This is a genomic window from Catellatospora bangladeshensis (assembly GCF_016862575.1).
Lineage (GTDB): Bacteria > Actinomycetota > Actinomycetes > Mycobacteriales > Micromonosporaceae > Catellatospora > Catellatospora bangladeshensis.
Genome location: NZ_BONF01000031.1, coordinates 75,986 through 95,431, shown reverse-complemented (window position 1 = coordinate 95,431; position 19,446 = coordinate 75,986). Strand labels below are relative to the sequence as shown.

Genomic DNA, 19,446 nt, shown 5'->3' with positions numbered 1-19,446 from the left:
ACGTCGCGGGGCAGCCGAGAGTGGCACTACCATTCCGCAGCGTGACCCCTCACGCGCGCCTGCGGCGTATCCGGATCTGGCTGGTCCTCTTCATCATCGGTCTCGTGCTCAGTGGCGCGACGGCTTTTCCGCTGGTTACCGAGGTCCGCTGGCTGGACGGCCTGCTCCGGGAGAGCCGGCTGCCCGCGCCGGACGCCCTCGTGGACTTCATCGGCACGGTCCGGGTGGCGCTGGAGACGGCCGACCGGGACTTCCCGTTCCTGCTGTACGGCACGGACTGGCTGGCCTTCGCCCACCTGGTGATCGCGATGGCCTTCTACGGCCCGTTCCGCGACCCGGTGCGCAACCTCTGGGTGATCCACTGGGCGATGCTGTGCTGCGCCGCGGTGATCCCGCTGGCCCTGATCATGGCCCCGATCCGGGAGCTGCCCTGGTGGTGGATCCCGATCGACTGCTCGTTCGGCGTCTTCGGCATCGTCCCGCTGCTCATCGTCCGCCGCCACATCCTGGCCCTCGCCGCCACGGCCCAGCCCACTCCCGCCCCGTCCCCGGCGCCGGCCGCCGCCTAGATCAACGAACTTGCCTGGCACTCGGGCGAAAGCGAGCCCAAGATACGCCCATGTGCCAGGCAAGTCGGACGATCAACGCCACGGACGATCAACGTCGCGGACGATCAACGTCGCGGACGGTCAACGTCGCGGACGGCCGGGGGCGCGCCGGGCGGTCAGGGTAGGGCGGCGGCGTCGAGGGACTTGGTGAGGTCGGCGAGGAGGTCGTCGGTGTCCTCGATGCCGCAGGAGAGGCGGACGAAGCCGGGTGCCACGCTGTCGCCCCACTGGTGGCGGCGGTCGGCGCTGGAGTGCAGGCCGCCGAAGCTCGTCGCCGCCGCGACCAGCGCCGAGGCGCGCAGGAACGCCGCCACGTGCTCGGCCGAGGGCAGCTCGAACGAGACCAGCCCCGGGATGATCCGCATCTGCCGAGCGGCCAGCTCGGAGTCCCCCGCCCAGCGCACGGCGCCGGCCAGCGGGTGCTCGCGCAGCAGCTTCGCGACCGCCGCGGCGTTGGCGGACTGCTGCCGCAGCCGCAGCGCCAGAGTGCCCATCGAGCGGCGGGCCAGCCAGCAGTCGAACGGGCTGGGCACGGCCCCGGCCAGGGTGCGCCACTGCCGCATCCCGTCGAGCAGTCCCGCGTCGTTCGTCGCGGCGTACCCGAGCAGCATGTCGGAGTGCCCGGCCAGGGCCTTGGTGCCGGACGCGACGACGACGTCGGCGCCCAGCTCCAGCGGCCGCTGCGACAGCGGCGTGGCGGTGGTGTTGTCGACCGCGACCAGCGCCCCGGCGGCGTGCGCGGCCCGCGCGACCTCGGCGATGTCGACCAGGTCCAGGCCGGGGTTGGCCGGGGTCTCCAGCAGCACCAGCCGCACCCCCTCGAACGGCGGGTACGGCCCGGCCGTCGGCGCCTCCACGGTGGTGATGCCGAGCCCGGCCAGCGTGGACGCGGCGAAGGAGCGCACGTTGTAGTACCCGTCCGAGGGGATCATCACGGTGTCCCCCGGGTGCAGCACCGTCATCAGCAGCGCCGTGATCGCCGCCTGCCCGCTGGCGAAGGCGAGGCAGCCGCCGCCCTCCAGTTCCCCGATCGCGTCCTCCAGCAGGCGCCGCGTGGGGTTGTCGCCCCGGCCGTACCCGTCGCTGCCGGGGGTCCAGCCCGCCGGGTCGAGGTGGTACGGCGCGGCGAAGACGGGTCCCGGGAGCATCGGTGCTCCGGGCACGGGTGCGGGCATGCCTGCATGAAGGGAACGGGTGCTGTCCCCGTACTGCGAACTCATGCTCAGACGGTAGCGGTCACTCCGCCTTGGTCGAGCGGGACATCAGGGCCGCGACCGCCACCTTCGGGTCCACGCCCTCGTGGCAGACCCGCTCGACCTGCTCGGTGATCGGCATCTCGACGCCGTGCGAGCGGGCCAGGTCCCGGATGGCCAGGCAGCTCTTGACGCCCTCGGCGGTGTATCGGGTCGCGGCCTGGGCCTGCTCCAGCGTCTTGCCCCGGCCCAGGTGCTCGCCGAAGGTCCGGTTGCGCGACAGCGGCGACATGCAGGTGCCGACCAGGTCGCCGAGCCCGGCCAGGCCGGAGAAGGTCAGCGGGTCCGCGCCGAGCGCGACGCCCAGCCGGGCGGTCTCGGCCAGCCCGCGGGTGATCAGCGTGGCCTTGGTGTTGTCACCCAGGCCCATGGCGTGCGCGATGCCGAACGCCAGCGCGATCACGTTCTTGACCGCCCCGCCCAGCTCGCACCCCACCACGTCGTCGTTGGTGTACGGCCGGAAGTAGGGCGTGGTGATCGCCCGCTGCACCCGGGTGGCCCGGTCGATGTCGGTGCACGCCACCACGGTCGCGGCCGGCTGCTCCAGGGCGATCTCACCGGCCAGGTTCGGTCCGCTGACCACGGCGACCCGCTCGGGCGCGACCCGGCCGGCCTCCACGATGACCTCGCTCATCCGCTGGGTGGTGCCCAGCTCGATGCCCTTCATGAGCGAGATGAGCGTCGAGTCGGCGGTGAGGTCGGCCGCCCAGTCGCCCAGGTTGGTGCGGAGCGTCTGCGACGGCACGGCCAGCACGACCAGCTCCGCGCCCTTGATCGCCTCGGTGGCCGAGGCGGTCGCGGTGACCCGCTCGCCCAGCCGGGTGCCCTCCAGGTACTCCGGGTTGCAGCCGGTCTCGCGGATGGCGGCGGCGATCTCCGGCCGCCGGGCCCACAGGACCACGTCGTTGCCGGCGTCACCGAGGATCTTCGCGAACGCGGTGCCCCACGACCCCGCGCCCAGCACGGCCGCCTTCATCGGGCACCGCCCTTGGCCTGGCCGTTCCCGGCTGCGTCGTTCCTGGCGGAATCGTCGCGCACGCCCCACAGCGGCGGCGGCGTCTCGCCCCGGATCTCGGCCAGCATGTCGCGCAGGCGCAGCATCACGGCGTCGGTCATCTCGTTCAGCACGGCGCCGGTCGGCTCGGCCCCGGCCCACTTCGACAGGTCGACCGGCGGGCCCGCCCACAGCGACACCGGAATCTTCGGCAGCAGCCGGACCTTCTTGGTACGCGGATCGAAGATCTTCTCCGGGCCCCAGGTGGCGACCGGGATGACCGGGGCACCGGTGGCCAGCGCCAGCCGGGCCACGCCGGTCTTGCCGCGCATCGGCCACAGCTCGGGCTCCTTGGTGGTGGTGCCCTCCGGGTAGATCACCACGCAGGCGCCCTGGCGCACCGCGTCCACGGCGGCGTCGAGCGCCTTGACCGCGTCGGCCGTGCCCCGGTGCACCGGGATCTGCTTGCACCAGTGCAGGATCCGGCCCGCGAGCGGGATCCGGAAGACGCTCTCCTTGCCCAGGAACTGCGGCCAGCGGCCGGAGTCGTAGACGTAGTGCGCGGTGGTGAACGGGTCGGCGTGCGACACGTGGTTGACCGCGAGGATGACCCCGCCCTCGGCCGGGATGTGCTCCCAGCCGCGCCAGTCCCGCCTGGTCAGCGCGATCATCGGCGGCTTGACCAAGCACACCGCGAACCGCTGCCAGAAGCCCAGCCTGCGCCGCGCCAACGAAGCCTCCCTGTCGTCCACCCGTACACCTGCCCGTGCGTGGGTGCGTACTAACCGCCCACCCGCGGTCCGCCACCGCGCCGGGGTGCCCGGCACGACCGGCCGGTCACGGCCGTGACGTGCCGGTGTGCCGTCCACGTTCAGCGCATCATGCCATGTCCCGCTGGGGGCGGGCCTCAGCCGCCGGAGGCCGCCGCCCGGCCGGACGCCCGGCGGGGCTGCCAGAATGGCCGAGTGTACGCACCCGGAGTCACCGTGCTGGTGCCGCTGAAGCCGCTGGCCGAGGCGAAGAGCCGGCTGCGCGGCGCCGCGCCCGATCACGAGGATCTGGTGCTGGCGCTGGCCCGCGCCACGGTCCGGGCGGCGCTGGCGGCGGCGGGGGTGGCCCGCGTGCTGGTGGTGACCCGGGACCCGGTGGCCGCGGCGGAGCTGCGCGGCTGCGGCGCGGGCGTGGCCGCCGACGACGGACGTGATCTCAACGACGCGCTGCGCCGAGCCGCCGCCGCCGTTGCCGGGCCGGTGGCCGCGCTCCCGGCCGACCTGCCCGCGCTGCGCCCGGCGGAGCTGGCCCAGGCGCTGGCGGCGGCGGGCGGGCGGCGCGCCTTCGTGCCCGACGCGGACGGGGTGGGCACGGTGCTGCTGGTGGCCGCCCCGGGCCGTCCGCTGGATCCGCGGTTCGGCGCCGGCTCGGCCGCCGCGCACGAGCGGACGGGCGCGGCACGGCTGACCGGCGACTGGCCGACGCTGCGCCGCGACGTGGACACCGCCGACGACCTCGCCGTGGTACGGGGCTGGGGACTGCTGCGCACGGGCGCGACGGCGTAGCGTGAGGGCCATGCAGGGCACCGTCGCCACGTTCGACCCCGATTCCCGCACCGGCTCGCTGCTGCTCGACGACGGCACCCCGGTCGACTTCGACCGGGCCGCGTTCGACGCGTCCGGCCTGCGGCTGCTGCGCCTGGGCCAGCGCGTGCGCCTGGAGCACGGCGAAGACGGCACGCTGCGCCGCATCGCCATCCCGACGATGCCCTGACCGGCGGACCCGGCCGACCGCTGCCGGACATGGCGCGGCACAGCCGAGTTCATCTCTTGTTCACCCAGATCAGGCAAAAATGACAGGGTGAGCGCTGCCCCGCGACGACCGCGTAACAACTCCGGCTCCACACCCGCACCGGACCAGCCGCCGCCCGCCGACAGCGCCGTCGAGCAACCGGCTCCCGCTTCCGCAGAGGCCCGCGACGAGCCCAGGACCCTGGAGCAACCGCAGCTCCCGGCGCAGCCGGTGGTGCCGCTCCGGGTGACCGTGGTGCCCGAGTTCGCCAGCACCGCCCTGACCGAGCTGCCCGAGGACCGGTACTTCAACCGCGAGGTCTCCTGGCTGGACTTCAACGCCCGCGTGCTGGCCCTGGCCGAGGACCCCCGGGTGCCCCTGCTGGAGCGGGCCAAGTTCATGGCCATCTTCGCCAGCAACCTGGACGAGTTCTTCATGGTGCGCATCGCGGGCCTGCGCCGGCGGCTGGAGACCGGCCTGCCGACCCGGGGCGCCGACCGGCTGCCGCCGCGCGCGCAGCTGGAGGTCGTCTCCGAGCGCACCGCCGAGCTGGTCGCCGACCACGCGGCCGAGTTCACCAAGGTGATCCGCCCGGCCCTGGCCAAGGCGGGCATCCACATCCTGAGCTGGTCCGAGCTGGAGCACGCCGAGCGCGAGCAGATGCGGGTCTACTTCCGCGAGCACATCTTCCCGGTGCTGACACCGCTGGCGTTCGATCCGGCGCACCCGTTCCCGTACATCTCCGGCCTGTCGCTGAACCTCGCAGCGGTGGTGCGCGAGCCGGAGACGGGGCACGAGCTGTTCGCGCGGGTCAAGGTGCCCAACAACGTGCCGCGTTTCGTACGCATCGAGCCCGCGTCGCGGACCGGGGCCGAGGGCCGCCACAGCTACCGCTTCCTGCCGGTCGAGGAGCTGATCGCCAACGAGCTGGGGCAGCTGTTCTCCGGCATGGACGTGGTGGAGCGGCACGTCTTCCGGGTCACCCGCAACGCCGACTTCGAGATCGAGGAGGACCGGGACGAGGACCTGCTCCAGGCGATGGAGCGGGAGCTGATGCGGCGGCGGTTCGGGCCGCCGGTGCGGCTGGAGGTGGCCGCCGACATCTCGGACCGGGTGCTGGCCACGCTCGTCACCGAGCTGGAGGTCGACTCCCGGGACGTGCTGCGGGTGCCCGGCCTGCTGGACCTGTCCGGGCTGATGCAGCTCTACGGCCTGGACCGGCCGGATCTCAAGGACCCGCCCTTCGTGCCCGCGACGCATCCGCGCCTGCGCGAGGTCGAGTCCACCCGCAGCATCTTCAACGTGCTGCGCGACGGCGACATCCTGGTGCACCACCCCTACCACTCGTTCTCCACGAGCGTGCAGCGCTTCATCGAGCACGCGGCGGCCGACCCGCACGTGCTGGCCATCAAGCAGACGCTGTACCGCACCTCCGGCGACTCCCCTATCGTGGACGCGCTGGTCGCCGCGGCCGAGGCGGGCAAGCAGGTGGTGGTGCTGGTGGAGGTCAAGGCGCGCTTCGACGAGAAGGCCAACATCGGCTGGGCGCGCACGCTGGAGAAGTCGGGCTGCCACGTGGTGTACGGCCTGGTCGGCCTCAAGACGCACTGCAAGACGGCGCTGGTGGTGCGCGAGGAGGCGGGCCAGATCCGCCGCTACTGCCACATCGGCACGGGCAACTACCACCCGAAGACCGCCCGGCTCTACGAGGACTTCGGCCTGCTCACCGCCGATCCCGAGGTGGGCGCGGACCTGACCGACCTGTTCAACACGCTCACCGGGTACAGCCGCCAGACGGCGTACCGGCGGCTGATGGTGGCGCCGCACGGGGTCCGCAGCGGCATCATCGAGCGGATCGAGCGCGAGGCGGAGTTCGCCCGCGCCGGCAAGCCCGCCCTGGTGCAGATCAAGGTGAACTCGCTCGTCGACGAGCAGGTCATCGACGCGCTCTACCGGGCCTCGCAGGCCGGGGTGCGCATCGACGTGCTGGTGCGCGGCATGTGCGCGCTGAAGCCGGGCGTGCCGGGGCTGTCGGAGAACATCCGGGTGCGCTCGATCCTGGGCCGCTTCCTGGAGCACTCGCGGCTGTTCCGGTTCGGCAACGGCGACGTGGCCGCGGGCCGGGGCCGGGCCGAGTTCTGGATCGGGTCGGCGGACATGATGCACCGCAACCTGGACCGCCGGGTGGAGGCGCTGATCCAGGTGACCGACGCGGCGGCCCGGACCGAGCTGGCCGAGCTGCTCACCGCGGCGATGTCGGACCGGACCGAGGCGTTCGACCTGAACACCGACGGCACCTGGTCGCGGCTGATCTCCACTTCGGAACACCACCGCACCGACCTGCAGGCCGCGCTGCTGGAGCGGGTGCTGAAGCGGTGAGCCGGGAGGTGCGCAGCTTCGACGTCGCCCCCGCCTTCGTGCTGCCGCCACCGGACGCGTCCGGGGTCCGGGCCCGGCCCCGGCCGGAAGTCACCGTGACCGCGACCTACCTGGACACGGCCGACCTCCGGCTGGCCCGAGCCGGAGCCGCGCTGTGGCACCGGGCGGGCGAGACCCTGCCCTGGGCGGTGCGGCTGCCGCACGCCAACGGGTTCACGCCTGGTGAGCTCCATCGGGCGGGCGCGCCGGACCGGCCGCCGGAGGAGCTGGTGTGGCTGGTCGCGGCGCTGACCCGGGGCGCCGCGCTGGCCCCGGTCGCGGTGCTGCGTACGGTGCGCCGCCGGGTGGACCTGGTGGATCCCGCCGGTGCACGCCTGGCGGAGATCGCCGACGACACCGTGGAGGCGGCCGTGCCGGGCCGCGCCGTCCGGGTCTTCCGCGAGGTCGTGGTGACGCCGCTGGCCGGTGCGCCGGAGCTGCTGTCCGCTGTGGAGGAGCGGCTGCTGGCGGCCGGTGCCCGGCCCGCACCACCCGCCCCTGCGCACGTGCGGGCGCTGGGCGCGGCGGCGGCGTACCCGCCGGACGCGCTGCCCCCGGCCCCGCGCCTGCCCGTGCCGCCCCGTGCCGCGGACGTCGTGATCGACGTGGTGCGGGCCGGGGTGGCCCGGGTGCTGGCGCACGATCCGCTGGTGCGCCTGGACGAGCCGCTGCCCGGCGGCGACACCGCGGTGCACCAGATGCGGGTCGGCTGCCGGCGCCTGCGCTCGGACCTGCGCACGTTCGGCAGGCTGGTGGATCCGCGCTGGGCGCGCCCGCTGCGCGCGGAGCTGCGCTGGCTGGCCGACCGGCTGGCCGGTCCCCGGGACGCCGAGGTGCTGCGCGCCCGCATGCACGAGACCGCCGCCGCAGATCCGCTCGTCCCGCTGGACGCCGCCGACCTGGCCCGCCTGGACACGATCCTGGCCCACCGCCGCGACGAGGCCTACGGCGAGCTTCAGGAGGCCCTGCGTACCCGCCGCTACCTGGTGCTGGTGCAGCGCCTGACCGCCGCCACCCGCCGCCTTCCGCTGCTGTCCGCAGCGGGCGAGCCGGCCGCGGCGATCCTGCCGGGGCTGGTCGCCCGGCCCTGGCGCCGCCTCGTCAAGGGCGGCCACGGGGTGCCGGGCGCGGGGCGGCTGGCCCCGGACGCGCCCGATGTGGACTGGCACCAGGTCCGCATCCACGCCAAGCGCGCCCGGTACGCCGCCGAGGCGGCCCAGGCCGCCGGGGACCCGCGCCTGGCCCCGCTCGCCCGTAAGCTCGCCAAGCTGCAGAACCTGCTCGGCGAGCACGCCGACGCCGCCATGGCCGCCGAAACCTGGCTGGCCCTGGGCGAGGCCCACCCCGACCTCGCCCCCACCTGCGCCCACCTCGCCGCCCGGGAGCGCGCCGCCGCCACCGCCGTCCGCACGACCTACCCCACCCGCTGGCACAAGACCGAAAGGAAGGGCACCTTCTTAACGCAATACGTATAAGAAGGTGCCCTTCTTAACGACTCCGCCCGTGCCGTTCACTACGGCACGGGCGGAGCTTTGACCTTGTTGGGATACGGGCGCCGGTCAGCGTTTGGCGGCCTTCTTGGCGGGGGCCTTCTTGGCCGTGGTCGCCTTGGCGGTGACCGTCTTCTTGGCCGCGGTGGTCTTCGCCGCCGCCGTCTTCTTCGCGGGCGCCGCCTTGGCCGCGGTCACCTTGGTCGCGGTCTTCTTGGCCGCCGTGGCCTTGGCGGTGGTCGCCTTGGCCGTGCTCTTGGTCGCGGTCTTCTTGGCCGGGGCGGTCTTCGCCGCGGCGGTGGCCTTGCCCGCGGCCGGGCGGGTCGAGGCGGACGTGGTCTTCTTGGCGGCCGCCTTCTTCGCCGGGGCGGCGACCTTGCCGACGGCCACGGTCTCCTTGAAGCCGGCGCCGGGCCGGAAGGCCGGGACCGACGTCTTCTTCACCTTGACGGCCTCGCCGGTGCGCGGGTTGCGCGCCATCCGGGCGGCCCGGGCCCGCTTCTCGAAGACACCGAAGCCGGTCAGCGAGACCTTGTCGCCCTTGGTGACCGCGTTCTGGATCTCGGTGAGCGTCGCCTCCAGGACGGCCGCGGCGGTCTTCTTGTCGACCACCTGCGGGTGGGCGGCGATCGCGTCGATCAGCTCAGTCTTGTTCACGGATTCCTCCCGTATGGTGCTACTGGACTTATAACAGTCATTCTGTGCGCACAGTAGGCCCAACGTCAGCAATATGCCAACAGGAGGGTGAAAAACCACCTATGTGTCGCAAAGAAAAAACGCCCCCATCCTGTTAACAGGACGGGGGCGTTTACGTTGCTGTCGCGCTTCGGCACCTACCCGACGAGCACTCCGAATGCGGGCCGGTGGCTTTCGAACTCGGTGATGGCGTCCGCATGCCGCAGCGTCAAACCGATGTCGTCCAAGCCTTCCAGCAGCCGCCAGCGGCTGAAGTCGTCCAGGGCGAAGGCCCAGGTGTGCCCACCCGCGCGGACCTCCCGGGCGACCAGGTCGACCTCGATCGAGGTCGCCGGGTCGGCTTCCACGAGATCCCAAAGGGTCTCCACGGCCGCCTGCGGCAGCTCCACCGTCAGCAGCCCCTGCTTCAGGGAATTCCCCCGGAAGATGTCGCCGTACCGGGGCGAGACGACCACCCGGAAGCCGTAGTCGTTCAGGGCCCAGACCGCGTGCTCCCGCGACGAGCCGGTGCCGAACTCCGGCCCGGCCACCAGGATCGAGGCCCCGGCGTACGCCGGGTTGTTCAGCACGAACGACGGGTCCTCCCGCCAGGCGCTGAACAGCCCGTCCTCGAAGCCGGTCCGGGTCACCCGCTTCAGGTACACCGCCGGGATGATCTGGTCGGTGTCCACGTTGGAACGCCGCAGCGGCACCGCGGTGCCGGTGTGCACGGTGAACTTCTCCATTTGGCTATACCTCGGTTCAGCGGGCGCCGACGGCGTCCAGGTCGGCGGGGGCGGACAGGTGGCCGGTCACCGCGGTCGCGGCGGCCACCGCCGGGGACACCAGGTGGGTACGGCCGCCCTTGCCCTGCCGTCCCTCGAAGTTGCGGTTGGACGTGGAGGCCGAACGCTGGCCGGGCTGGAGCGTGTCCGGGTTCATGCCCAGGCACATCGAGCAGCCCGCGAAGCGCCACTCGGCGCCGGCCGCGGTGAAGACCTCGTGCAGGCCCTCCTCCTCGGCCTGCTCGCGCACCGCCGCGGAACCGGGCACCACCAGCATGCGTACGCCGTCGGCGACCTTGCGCCCGCGCAGCACGTCGGCCGCGGTGCGCAGGTCCTCCAGGCGCCCGTTGGTGCAGGAGCCCACGAAGACCACGTCCACGTTCACGTCGCGCAGCGCGGTGCCGGGCGTGAGGTCCATGTACTCCACGGCCCGGCGGGCGGCGGCGCGCTCGGACTCGGTGCCGAACGACTCCGGGTCCGGCACCACGCTGTCCAGCGAGGCACCCTGGCCGGGGTTGGTGCCCCAGGTGACGAACGGCGTCAGCGCGCTCGCGTCGAGGAACACCTCCTTGTCGAACACGGCGCCGGAGTCGGTCGGCAGCGTCTTCCAGTACGCCACCGCGTCGTCCCAGGCCTGGCCCTGCGGCGCGAAGGTGCGGCCCTTCAGCCAGGCGAAGGTGGTCTCGTCCGGCGCGATCAGGCCGGCCTTGGCGCCCCACTCGATGGACATGTTGGAGACGGTCATCCGCCCCTCCATGCTCAGCTTCTCGATCGCGGGCCCGCGGTACTCCACCACGTAGCCGCGGCCGCCGCCGGTGCCCTCCTGGGTGATCAGGGCCAGGATCAGGTCCTTCGCGGAGACGCCGGGCGGCAGCTCGCCGGTGACCGTGACCGCCATCTGCTTGGGCAGCGCCTGCGGCAGCGTCTGGGTGGCCAGCACGTGCTCGACCTCGGAGGTGCCGATGCCGAAGGCCAGCGAGCCGAACGCCCCGTGCGTCGACGTGTGTGAGTCACCGCACACGATCGTCATGCCCGGCTGCGTGAGCCCCTGCTGCGGGCCCATCACGTGCACGACGCCCTGCTGCGGGTCGCCGAGCGGGTGCAGCTTCACGCCGAACTCCGCGCAGTTCTTGCGCAGCGTCTCGATCTGCGTACGCGACACCGGGTCGGCGATCGTCAGCAGGTTGTCGGTGGGCGTGTTGTGGTCCTCGGTCGCGATCGTCAGATCCGGCCGCCGCACCGCACGTCCGGCCAGGCGCAGGCCGTCGAAGGCCTGCGGGCTGGTCACCTCATGCAGCAGGTGGAGGTCGATATAGAGGAGATCGGGCTCGCCTTCCGCTCGACGTACCACGTGCGCGTCCCAGACCTTCTGGGCAAGGGTCCTGCTCACTGGGCTGCTCCCACCATCTGGACATCCCGCATCTTGGGAGGTATGTTTCGGTCTGTGGGACACAGTATGTCTGGCGTGGGCGTCCTTGACAAGGCGGTCGTGATCCTTGCGGCGTGTGTCGACGGCGCCAGCCTCGCGGAACTCGTCGATCGCACCAAGCTGCCGAGAGCAACGGCGCACCGGCTGGCGCAAGCGCTGGAGATTCATCGGATGCTGGTACGGGACACGCAGGGACGCTGGCGTCCCGGTCCCCGCCTGGGCGAGCTCGCCAACGCCGCCCCGGACGTCCTGCTGACAGCGGCAGAGCCGCTGCTGTCCGCATTGCGGGACGCCACCGGCGAGAGCGCGCAACTCTACCTACGCAGAGCCGACGAGCGTCTCTGCGTGGCCGCGGCCGAACGGGCCAGCGGCCTGCGGGACACCGTGCCCGTCGGCGCCATACTGCCGATGACGGCCGGCTCCGCGGCACAGATCCTCCTGGCCTGGGAGCCCCCCGAGGCGGTCATGCCGCTGCTTCCCCGCTGCAAGTTCACCGGCCGCACGCTGGCCGAGGTGCGCCGGCGCGGCTGGGCCCAGTCCGTCGCCGAGCGCGAGCCCGGCGTGGCCTCGGTCAGCGCCCCCGTACGCGACCGCACGGGCCGGGTCATCGCCGCGATCAGCGTCTCCGGCCCGATAGAGCGGCTCGGCAGGCGCCCCGGCGACCGTCACGCGATGGCGGTGGTCCGCGCCGGGCAACGGCTCTCCGGACTCTGAACAGCTGACCCTTCCCCCGCTGAGCGTCGTGGTTGACGGCCCCTACCATGAGCGCCGATCTTCAACGGGGAAAGGAACCCTCATGGCAGACCCTCAGGCGCCGGTGGACGATCCGTCCACCGGCGCCGCCGTGTCCGCGCCCGAGACCGTCATCTCGCTCGACCGCGACCCGTACGCCGACACCGCGCCCGCACCCGCCCGGCGCCGCCCGCTCCCGCTGATCCTCGCCTCGGTCGTGGCCGTCGTGCTGCTGCTCGGCGTGGGCGCGTACGCGGTCTACCGCTTCGCCTTCGGCGACGGCCGCCGCGCCGAGGAGCTCGTCCCGGCCTCCGCCGGGCTGTTCGCCACGATCGACCTGGAAACCGGCCTGGAGCAGCAGCTGAAGCTGTTCCGGCTGGCGCAGAAGGCGCCCCGCGCCGACGGCGACGGGGCGCGGCAGCGCGACGAGGCCCTCGGCGAGTTGCTGAAGCGCATCGGCCTCGACGGCGTCGACGTGGACCGCGACGTCCTGAGCTGGCTCGGCCGCCGGGCCGGGATCGCGATGTGGCTCGACGGCGGGCAGCCGTACGTGCTGATCACCGCCGCGAGCACGGACAGCGGCAAGGCGGGCACCGGCCTGACCCGCCTCCGGGACGGCGTCAAGGACGCCAGCCTCGGCTTCGTGGCCCGCGACGGCGTGGTGCTCGTCGCGATCGGCGAGAAGGACGGCCAGCGCGCCGCCGACCGCGCCTTCGCCGAGGCCCAGCGGGCCCCGCTGGCCGAGGCCCAGCCGTTCGCCGCCGACCGGGCGTGGCTGGAGGGCGACCAGCTCGCCGTGATCTGGGCCGACCTGGCGGCCTACCAGGAGGTCACCACCGCCGGGCTGCGCGCCGGGATGACCGAGGCCGAGCAGCAGGAGGTGCTCGGCGGCACCCCGAAGGCGCAGGGCCGCCTGATCGTGGGCGTACGGGCCACTGGAACCGGCCTGGAGGCCCGCTACCGCACGTTCGGTGCGCAGACCCCGGCCCCGGCCGCCCACGACGCCGTGGCGAAGCTCGGCGCCCTGCCCGGCGACACGAACGTCGGCGTAGTGGCGCGGCTGCCCCAGGGCCTGGCCGCCCAGGCGAACACGGTGACCTCGCCCTACCAGGCCGTCCTCGGGCTCGTCATGATGCAGGCGATGGCGACCGCGACCGCGGGCGAGGAGGTCGACCTGTCCGCGCTCGAGGAGCTGGAGAACGGGCCCACGCCCGGACCGGGCGAGCCGGAGTCCCTCGGGCCGGACCTCACCAAGGCCGAGCAGAAGGAGCTGGCCCGCCTGCTCAGCAAGGACCCGGAGGAGCTCACCGAGGCCGAGGCCAGGCGGGCCGAGGAGCTGATGGGCCTGCCCGAGGGCGTGCTGACCGACCAGGGCGGCCTGGACGGTCCCGAGGGGGCGGGCAGCATGACCGATCCGTTCGGCATGTTCGCGGCGCTCGACGGCGCTGCGGTGAGCGTGGCCGCCCGCTTCGGGCAGGGGCAGGACCCGGCGGTCCGGGTCACCGCCGAGGCGCGGGACGCCGCTGGCGCCGGCCGCCTCGCCGACCTGCTCGGGGGCGGTCTCGCCGGGCCCACCGCCGGTCCGAAGGGCGGTCTGACCACCACCACCGCCGGGAACGTGGTCACCGCCACCACCGCGGGCTACACCCCCGGCAGCGGCACCCTCGCCGAGCGGCCCACGTTCCAGCAGGCCGTCGCCGGCGCGCCCGCGGGCACGGACCTCGCGGTCTACCTGGACCTGGCGAACCTGCTGCCACAGGACCAGCGCGAGCGGCTGCCGTTCGAGGCGCTCGCGGTGCTGCAGGGCAGCGACGGCGGTGACCAGACCGGGGTCATCCGCCTGATCATGCGCTGACCCTCGCTCAGGACGGAGAGATCGCTGCTTCGTGTCGGAACCTCAGGCCTCACCGCAGGTTCTGACACGGAGCAGCGATCTCCCCACCGCCGACACCGACCCGGCCACCCGGGAAGCGCGCCTTCTGAAGCCGACCGGCTCGTCAGAAGTTCGACCCCGGGGTATCGACCAGATGCCCGCCCACCGAGCTGGGGTTCTTGTCGTCCGGGAAACCCTGGTGGAGATCCCGGGAAGGGTCGAGGGTGCTGCGGCTGCGACTGCGCCGGGACACGATGAGCAACATGGCGGCGATCAGCACCGCCGTGACGGCGAACATGCCTACCAGTACTTCCATGGCCGGAGGGTAGTGCCCCCAGGCCACCTCCCACAGCCCCGGACCGGCCCGCGAAGATCACTGTTTCGTGTCGAAAACTCAGGCCCAACCACGGGTTCTGACACGAGGTAGCGATCTTCGGTCATCCAGCCACGACGGCGCCGCCCGAAGCCGCCGTCGGGCTGGCAGCTTCAGAAGGACCCGCCGGAGTTGCTCTCTGTGCCCGAGTGAGGCGTCCCGTAGGGGCTTGGCGTCTTGTGGTCGGGAAAGCCCTGGTACCCGTCCTGCGAAGGGTCGAGGCGGCTACGGCTACGGCTGCGCCGCGACACGATGAAAACCATGACGGCGATCAGCACCGCCACGACGACGAGAGTCCCCACCAGCAATTCCATGGCAGGAGGGTAGTGGCATCCGGCCACATTCCGCTGCCCCGCACGGGCACCTGGAGCGAGCCCACTGGCGCGCTCGCGGCGACCCACCCCGAGCCGCACGGCGCCCTAGGCTCTGGCGGGGCGTCGCTACCCTCCGGGCATGGAGATCTTCTTAGGCGTTCTGGTCGGCGGTGCGGCGCTGGTCACCGTCCTGCTCCTGATCGTGGCGAGGCGCAGCCGGAACCGGAGCACCCTCGACCCCTCCAAGGACCTCTACGGGGGCGTCCCGCGTGGCACCGAGGTGCACCCCACCGTGTTCGACTGGGAGCAGTACCGGCCTTGACCGCATCCCGTCGCCCCGATGCCGATGACGAAAGAAGCGCACGAGCATCGCTCGTGCGCTTCTTTAACCTGGTAGCCCCGAAGGGATTCGAACCCTCGCTACCGCCTTGAGAGGGCGGCGTCCTAGGCCGCTAGACGACGGGGCCAGGTCGACGTTCCGGAGAACATCTCTTCTTCAGTTTTCGACCGCCTTGCTGATCTCTCAGCTCGGCGGCCTGCTGAACTTTAGCAGGTCCAGCAGCCTCGCGCTAATCGGGCTCTCACCCGTTCAGGCTTGGTTGCTGGGGTACCAGGACTCGAACCTAGACTAACTGAACCAGAATCAGTTGGGCTGCCAATTACCCCATACCCCATCGGCACCGTTTCCGCTGCCGGGGATGAACTTTACCTGACGGCCCCGGCAGCGCCAAATCGGTATCCGCTAGCGCGCCGCGACCGGGTTGCGCAGCTCGCCCAGCCCCTGGATCCGCACGCTCACCACGTCTTTCGCGGCCAGCGGGGACACGCCCGCCGGGGTGCCGGTGAGGATGACGTCGCCCGGCAGCAGCGTCATGACGTGGGACACGTACGACACCAGCGAGGGCACGTCGAACACCATCTGCGAGGTGCGGCCGAGCTGGCGCACCTCCTCGTTGACCTCGCAGCGCACCTCGACGTCGGAGACGTCGGCCGCCGTGTCGATCCACGGCCCCAGCGGGCAGAACGAGTCGAAGCCCTTGGCCCGGGTCCACTGGCCGTCGCTGCGCTGCAGATCCCGTGCGGTGACGTCGTTCGCGCAGGTGTACCCGAAGATCGCCTTCTCCGCCGCGGCCCGGTCCACCCGGCGCGCGCCGGTGGCGCCGATCACCACGGCCAGCTCGGCCTCGTGCTCGACCTGGTGCGACTGCTCGGGCAGCCGGATGATGTCGTGCGGGCCGATCACCGAAGTGGACGGCTTGAGGAAGAGCAGCGGCTCCTTGGGCACCTCCGCGCCGTGCTCGGCGTAGTTGCGGCCCACCCCGATCACCTTGCTGGGCAGGATCGGCGACAGCAGGCGTACGTCGGCCAGCGCGAACCGCTGCTCGGTGTAGTCCAGCTCACCGAACGGGTGCCCGTTGATCGCGCGCACCGTCAGCGCCTGCGAGCCGGCCTCCGGGTCGCCCTCCACGACGCCGAACGACATGCCACCCGGATGAACGAAACGTGCGATGCGCACCACAGCCCCCAGCCGAAGCTCAGTTGATTGATTCTGCGCTCCAACTTACGCGCCGCCCCGGTGTGACCCGGCTCGCTCCACGGCCGACACCGCCCGCCCGGTTGGGGCGCACGCCGCGGCTACCCTTGCCGGGTGACCGCCGCCACCGCCATCACCGAGGTCCTGGACCCGGCGGTGTGGCGTGCCCGGCGGCAGGCGCACGAGCAGCTCGTCGACGGCTGGCTGGCCACGCACCTGGCCCGGCGCCGCGACGGCGTCAAGCACCCGGTACACGACTTCCTGTTCACCTACTACTCGCATCGCCCGGCCCAGCTGCGGCGCTGGCACCCCGGCGCGGGGGTGCTGCTGATCGACGGCGAGCCCGCCCGCGACTACGTCGCCGCCGACGGCGGCGTGCTGCTGGACCCGACCCTGCTCGCCAAGCGCGCCGAGGCCGTGCGCTGGATCCGCGACCTGCTGGCCGCGACCGCGTCGCGCCCCGCTCAGCTGGGCTGCTTCGGCATGCACGAGTGGGCCATGGTCTACCGGCAGACCCAGCAGGAGGTGCGGCACAACGCCTGGCCGCTGCGGCTGTCCCCCGCCGCGACCGCCGAGGTCGTCGAAGACCGGGGGGTACGCTGCACCCACTTCGACGCGTTCCGCTTCTTCACCGCGCCCGCCCGTCCGCTCAACGTGCACCAGCCGTCGCGGGAGCTGCAGCCGGTCCTGGAGCAGCCCGGCTGCCTGCACGCCAACATGGACCTCTACAAGTGGGCGTACAAGCTGTCCCCGCTGGTGCCCAGCGAGCTGGTCACGGCCTGTTTCGCCCTGTCCCGCGAGATCCGGGTGCTGGACATGCGCGCCAGCCCGTACGACCTCGATGCCCTGGGCTTCCCCCCGGTGCGCATCGAGACCCCCGAGGGCCGCGCCGACTACGCCGCCCAGCAGCGTGACTTCGCCACCCGCGCCGCCCCGCTACGCGCCGCGCTCACCGCCCACTGCGACGCACTGCTCACCCTCCCCGCCCCCTGATCCCCGCCGATCTCACTCCCCGACGCCACCCTCGCGCGGCACCGTGGCGCTCCGGTGCCGGCGTGCATGATCAAGTCGATCTTGCGCGAACTGTTAGGCATTCGCCCGTTTCAGGCGTGTCGTCCCCACAGTTCGCGCAAGATCGGCGCGGGAGAGAGAGGCGCGGGAGAGGGGGCGGTCAGGCGATGCAGGCGCAGACGATGAGGGCGGCGCCGAAGTGGGTGGCGGCGACGACCTTGGCGGCGGGGTGGGGCTCGACCTCGGCGATCATCTCGCCGAGGCGGCCGGGGGTCAGCCAGTCGAGGACGAAGAAGGCCAGGGCCATCAGGGCGATGCCGAGCACGCCGAAGACCACCGTCGAGGCCAGGCCCTTGCCGAAGTCCTCGTAGCTGGTGAAGATCGCGGTGAACACGATCAGCGCGATGCCGAGCTGGTTCGCGGCCAGCAGCAGGGCAGCGTTGCTGCTGCGCTGGTGCCAGATGAGCTCGCGCAGGCGGCCCGGCGTGAGCAGGTCCACCACGATGAAGCCGACGGCCATCAGGCTGACGCCGGCCACCCCGAAGACCACGCTCTGCCACGCGCCCGTGATCAGATCCTGCAACATGAAACTGCCTCCACTAGGTCAGACGTCGTGGGGCAGGCTAGCGGACCCCCGCAAGGGGGCCCGCCGCACAGGGATCAGCAGGTGGCCTACAGCGCACCCAGGTACTTGCGGCGCTCGAACGGCGTCACCTCGCGCCGGTACTCCTCCCACTCCGCGCGCTTGTTGCGCAGGAAGAAGTCGAACACGTGCTCGCCGAGCACGTCGGCGACCAGCTCCGAGCCGGCCATGACGTCGATCGCCTCGGACAGGTTCTCCGGGAGGCTGGCGTAGCCCATCGCGCGGCGCTCGGCGCTGGACAGCGCCCACACGTCGTCCTCGGCGCCCGGGGGCAGCTCGTAGCCCTCCTCGATGCCCTTCAGGCCCGCGCCCAGCAGCACGGCGAAGGCCAGGTACGGGTTGCAGGCGGAGTCGAGCGAGCGGACCTCGACCCGGGCCGAGTTCGGCTTGCCGTACGCGGGCACCCGCACCAGCGCGGAACGGTTCAGGTGGCCCCAGCAGACGTACGCCGGAGCCTCGGTGATCTGGTCCGGGAGGGTCTGCGGGAACAGGCGCTTGTAGGAGTTCACCCACTGGTTGGTGACCGCGGTGAACTCGCGCGCGTGGGTCAGCACGCCCGCGATGAACGCCTTCGCGGTCTTGGACAGCTTGTGCGGGTCGGCCGGGTCGTGGAAGGCGTTGCGCTCGCCCTCGAACAGCGACAGGTGCGTGTGCATGCCGCTGCCCGGCTGGTCGGTGAACGGCTTGGGCATGAACGTGGCCCGCACCCCGTGCGACAGCGCCACCTCCCGCATCACGTGCCGGAAGGTCATGATGTTGTCGGCGGTGGTCAGCGCGTCCGCGTACCGCAGGTCGATCTCCTGCTGGCCGGGGGCGACCTCGTGGTGGCTGAACTCCACCGAGATGCCGATGCGCTCCAGCGCCAGCACCGCCTGGCGGCGGAAGTCGCGGGCGATGGCGTGCGTGGTGTGGTCGAAGTAGCCGCCCGCGTCCACCGGGGTCGGCACGCCGCCGTCCGCGGGCGCGTCGGCGAGCAGGAAGAACTCGACCTCGGGGTGGGTGTAGAAGGTGAAGCCCTTGTCCGCGGCCTTCGACAGCGCGCGGCGCAGCACGTGGCGCGGGTCGGCCCAGCTCGGCGTGCCGTCGGGCATGAGGATGTCGCAGAACATCCGCGCGCTCTCCCCGGAGCCGCCGCCCTCGAACGGGAACACCTGGAAGGTGGTCGGGTCCGGCATCGCGATCATGTCGGACTCGTAGACCCGCGCGAAGCCCTCGATGGCCGAGCCGTCGAAGCCGATGCCCTCCTCGAACGCCGACTCCAGCTCGGCCGGGGCGACGCTGACCGACTTCAGGGTGCCGAGCACATCGGTGAACCAGAGGCGCACGAACCGGATGTCGCGCTCCTCAAGCGTGCGCAGCACGAACTCCTGCTGACGATCCACGGCATGCCTCTCTCGGACGAGATCTCCGGGCCAGTCTGGCGCGGCCTCATTACGGGCACGTTACGCCATACCTCAGCTCTACGCCGGGCCACGGTGATCCCGCAACTTCGACGCCCTTCACCCCGTTGGACGGGGCAGTAACAAGCTCGC

20 protein-coding genes and 2 tRNA genes are annotated in these 19,446 nt (G+C 72.3%); 9 read left to right on the top strand and 13 right to left on the bottom strand.

Annotated features, from left to right (window positions below):
• Nucleotides 1-41 precede the first annotated feature (41 nt).
• Complete coding sequence (locus Cba03nite_RS25615) at nucleotides 42-569, top strand: hypothetical protein (RefSeq protein WP_203751120.1); 528 nt, start codon at nucleotides 42-44, stop codon at nucleotides 567-569.
• Between the two features lie 155 nt (nucleotides 570-724).
• Here Cba03nite_RS25615 and Cba03nite_RS25610 read toward each other — a convergent pair whose 3' ends face one another.
• Genes Cba03nite_RS25610 through Cba03nite_RS25600 form a run of 3 tightly spaced genes read right to left on the bottom strand, consistent with a single transcriptional unit; the run spans nucleotide 725 to nucleotide 3,586 of the window.
• The gene (locus Cba03nite_RS25610) at nucleotides 725-1,828 is read right to left on the bottom strand and encodes a cystathionine gamma-lyase (RefSeq protein ID WP_203751118.1); all 1,104 of its coding nucleotides are present in this window, start codon (nucleotides 1,826-1,828) and stop codon (nucleotides 725-727) included.
• A 16-nt stretch (nucleotides 1,829-1,844) separates the two neighbouring features.
• Complete coding sequence (locus Cba03nite_RS25605; protein WP_203751116.1) at nucleotides 1,845-2,837, bottom strand: NAD(P)H-dependent glycerol-3-phosphate dehydrogenase; 993 nt, start codon at nucleotides 2,835-2,837, stop codon at nucleotides 1,845-1,847.
• A complete protein-coding gene (locus tag Cba03nite_RS25600) occupies nucleotides 2,834-3,586 on the bottom strand; it encodes a lysophospholipid acyltransferase family protein (RefSeq protein WP_203751114.1) in 753 nt (250 codons plus the stop codon). Before Cba03nite_RS25600 ends, Cba03nite_RS25605 begins: the two co-directional genes overlap by 4 nt.
• 234 nt (nucleotides 3,587-3,820) lie before the next feature.
• Here Cba03nite_RS25600 and cofC point away from each other — a divergent pair, with 234 nt between their 5' ends.
• The 4 genes from cofC to Cba03nite_RS25580 are packed head-to-tail and all read left to right on the top strand — an operon-like array spanning nucleotide 3,821 to nucleotide 8,530.
• Nucleotides 3,821-4,411, top strand: coding sequence for a 2-phospho-L-lactate guanylyltransferase (gene cofC, locus Cba03nite_RS25595; RefSeq protein ID WP_239126004.1), 591 nt, complete (start codon nucleotides 3,821-3,823; stop codon nucleotides 4,409-4,411).
• A gap of 10 nt (nucleotides 4,412-4,421) precedes the next feature.
• On the top strand, nucleotides 4,422-4,619 hold the full coding sequence (locus Cba03nite_RS25590) for a cold-shock protein (protein ID WP_203751109.1): 198 nt from the start codon (nucleotides 4,422-4,424) through the stop codon (nucleotides 4,617-4,619).
• Between the two features lie 51 nt (nucleotides 4,620-4,670).
• Nucleotides 4,671-7,016 (top strand): RNA degradosome polyphosphate kinase, encoded by a 2,346-nt coding sequence (locus tag Cba03nite_RS25585; protein ID WP_203751244.1) that lies wholly within the window; start codon nucleotides 4,671-4,673, stop codon nucleotides 7,014-7,016.
• Nucleotides 7,013-8,530 carry a CYTH and CHAD domain-containing protein gene (locus Cba03nite_RS25580; protein WP_203751106.1) on the top strand — a complete coding sequence of 506 codons (1,518 nt, stop codon included), beginning with the start codon at nucleotides 7,013-7,015 and terminating at the stop codon, nucleotides 8,528-8,530. Before Cba03nite_RS25585 ends, Cba03nite_RS25580 begins: the two co-directional genes overlap by 4 nt.
• An 84-nt stretch (nucleotides 8,531-8,614) precedes the next feature.
• Here the strand turns inward: Cba03nite_RS25580 and Cba03nite_RS25575 are convergent, their stop codons facing one another.
• The 3 genes from Cba03nite_RS25575 to leuC all read right to left on the bottom strand — a co-directional run bounded on the left by Cba03nite_RS25575 (nucleotide 8,615) and on the right by leuC (nucleotide 11,395).
• The gene (locus Cba03nite_RS25575) at nucleotides 8,615-9,217 is read right to left on the bottom strand and encodes an HU family DNA-binding protein (RefSeq protein ID WP_275411620.1); all 603 of its coding nucleotides are present in this window, start codon (nucleotides 9,215-9,217) and stop codon (nucleotides 8,615-8,617) included.
• Nucleotides 9,218-9,378: 161 nt separating this feature from the next.
• Nucleotides 9,379-9,966, bottom strand: coding sequence for a 3-isopropylmalate dehydratase small subunit (leuD, locus tag Cba03nite_RS25570; protein ID WP_203751100.1), 588 nt, complete (start codon nucleotides 9,964-9,966; stop codon nucleotides 9,379-9,381).
• Between the two features lie 16 nt (nucleotides 9,967-9,982).
• Nucleotides 9,983-11,395 carry a 3-isopropylmalate dehydratase large subunit gene (gene leuC, locus Cba03nite_RS25565; protein WP_203751098.1) on the bottom strand — a complete coding sequence of 471 codons (1,413 nt, stop codon included), beginning with the start codon at nucleotides 11,393-11,395 and terminating at the stop codon, nucleotides 9,983-9,985.
• A gap of 66 nt (nucleotides 11,396-11,461) precedes the next feature.
• Here leuC and Cba03nite_RS25560 point away from each other — a divergent pair, with 66 nt between their 5' ends.
• Together Cba03nite_RS25560 and Cba03nite_RS25555 are read left to right on the top strand one after the other, a co-directional pair.
• On the top strand, nucleotides 11,462-12,148 hold the full coding sequence (locus Cba03nite_RS25560; protein WP_203751095.1) for an IclR family transcriptional regulator: 687 nt from the start codon (nucleotides 11,462-11,464) through the stop codon (nucleotides 12,146-12,148).
• Nucleotides 12,149-12,230: 82 nt separating this feature from the next.
• The gene (locus Cba03nite_RS25555; RefSeq protein ID WP_203751093.1) at nucleotides 12,231-14,021 is read left to right on the top strand and encodes a hypothetical protein; all 1,791 of its coding nucleotides are present in this window, start codon (nucleotides 12,231-12,233) and stop codon (nucleotides 14,019-14,021) included.
• Between the two features lie 142 nt (nucleotides 14,022-14,163).
• On the opposite strand, the gene Cba03nite_RS25550 is transcribed toward Cba03nite_RS25555, so the two are convergent.
• On the bottom strand, nucleotides 14,164-14,355 hold the full coding sequence (locus Cba03nite_RS25550; RefSeq protein WP_203751091.1) for a hypothetical protein: 192 nt from the start codon (nucleotides 14,353-14,355) through the stop codon (nucleotides 14,164-14,166).
• A 170-nt stretch (nucleotides 14,356-14,525) separates the two neighbouring features.
• Nucleotides 14,526-14,726, bottom strand: coding sequence for a hypothetical protein (locus Cba03nite_RS25545; RefSeq protein ID WP_203751089.1), 201 nt, complete (start codon nucleotides 14,724-14,726; stop codon nucleotides 14,526-14,528).
• 139 nt (nucleotides 14,727-14,865) lie between these two features.
• On the opposite strand from Cba03nite_RS25545, the gene Cba03nite_RS25540 reads away from it, so the two are divergent.
• Nucleotides 14,866-15,048: a hypothetical protein gene (locus tag Cba03nite_RS25540; RefSeq protein ID WP_203751087.1), complete on the top strand. Its 183-nt coding sequence runs from the start codon at nucleotides 14,866-14,868 to the stop codon at nucleotides 15,046-15,048.
• 69 nt (nucleotides 15,049-15,117) lie between these two features.
• On the opposite strand, the gene Cba03nite_RS25535 is transcribed toward Cba03nite_RS25540, so the two are convergent.
• The 3 genes from Cba03nite_RS25535 to Cba03nite_RS25525 form a co-directional block, all read right to left on the bottom strand.
• A tRNA-Glu gene (locus tag Cba03nite_RS25535) sits at nucleotides 15,118-15,193 on the bottom strand.
• Nucleotides 15,194-15,328: 135 nt separating this feature from the next.
• Nucleotides 15,329-15,400: transfer RNA gene (locus Cba03nite_RS25530), tRNA-Gln, on the bottom strand.
• A 68-nt stretch (nucleotides 15,401-15,468) separates the two neighbouring features.
• The gene (locus Cba03nite_RS25525) at nucleotides 15,469-16,242 is read right to left on the bottom strand and encodes a fumarylacetoacetate hydrolase family protein (RefSeq protein WP_203751085.1); all 774 of its coding nucleotides are present in this window, start codon (nucleotides 16,240-16,242) and stop codon (nucleotides 15,469-15,471) included.
• 132 nt (nucleotides 16,243-16,374) lie between these two features.
• Here Cba03nite_RS25525 and Cba03nite_RS25520 point away from each other — a divergent pair, with 132 nt between their 5' ends.
• On the top strand, nucleotides 16,375-17,253 hold the full coding sequence (locus tag Cba03nite_RS25520) for a 3-methyladenine DNA glycosylase (protein ID WP_203751083.1): 879 nt from the start codon (nucleotides 16,375-16,377) through the stop codon (nucleotides 17,251-17,253).
• Nucleotides 17,254-17,431: 178 nt separating this feature from the next.
• Here Cba03nite_RS25520 and Cba03nite_RS25515 read toward each other — a convergent pair whose 3' ends face one another.
• Together Cba03nite_RS25515 and glnA are read right to left on the bottom strand one after the other, a co-directional pair.
• Entirely contained in the window at nucleotides 17,432-17,857 is a 426-nt protein-coding gene (locus Cba03nite_RS25515) for a DUF350 domain-containing protein (RefSeq protein ID WP_203751081.1), read from the bottom strand.
• Nucleotides 17,858-17,943: 86 nt separating this feature from the next.
• Nucleotides 17,944-19,296 (bottom strand): type I glutamate--ammonia ligase, encoded by a 1,353-nt coding sequence (gene glnA / locus Cba03nite_RS25510; RefSeq protein WP_203751079.1) that lies wholly within the window; start codon nucleotides 19,294-19,296, stop codon nucleotides 17,944-17,946.
• Nucleotides 19,297-19,446 lie beyond the last annotated feature (150 nt).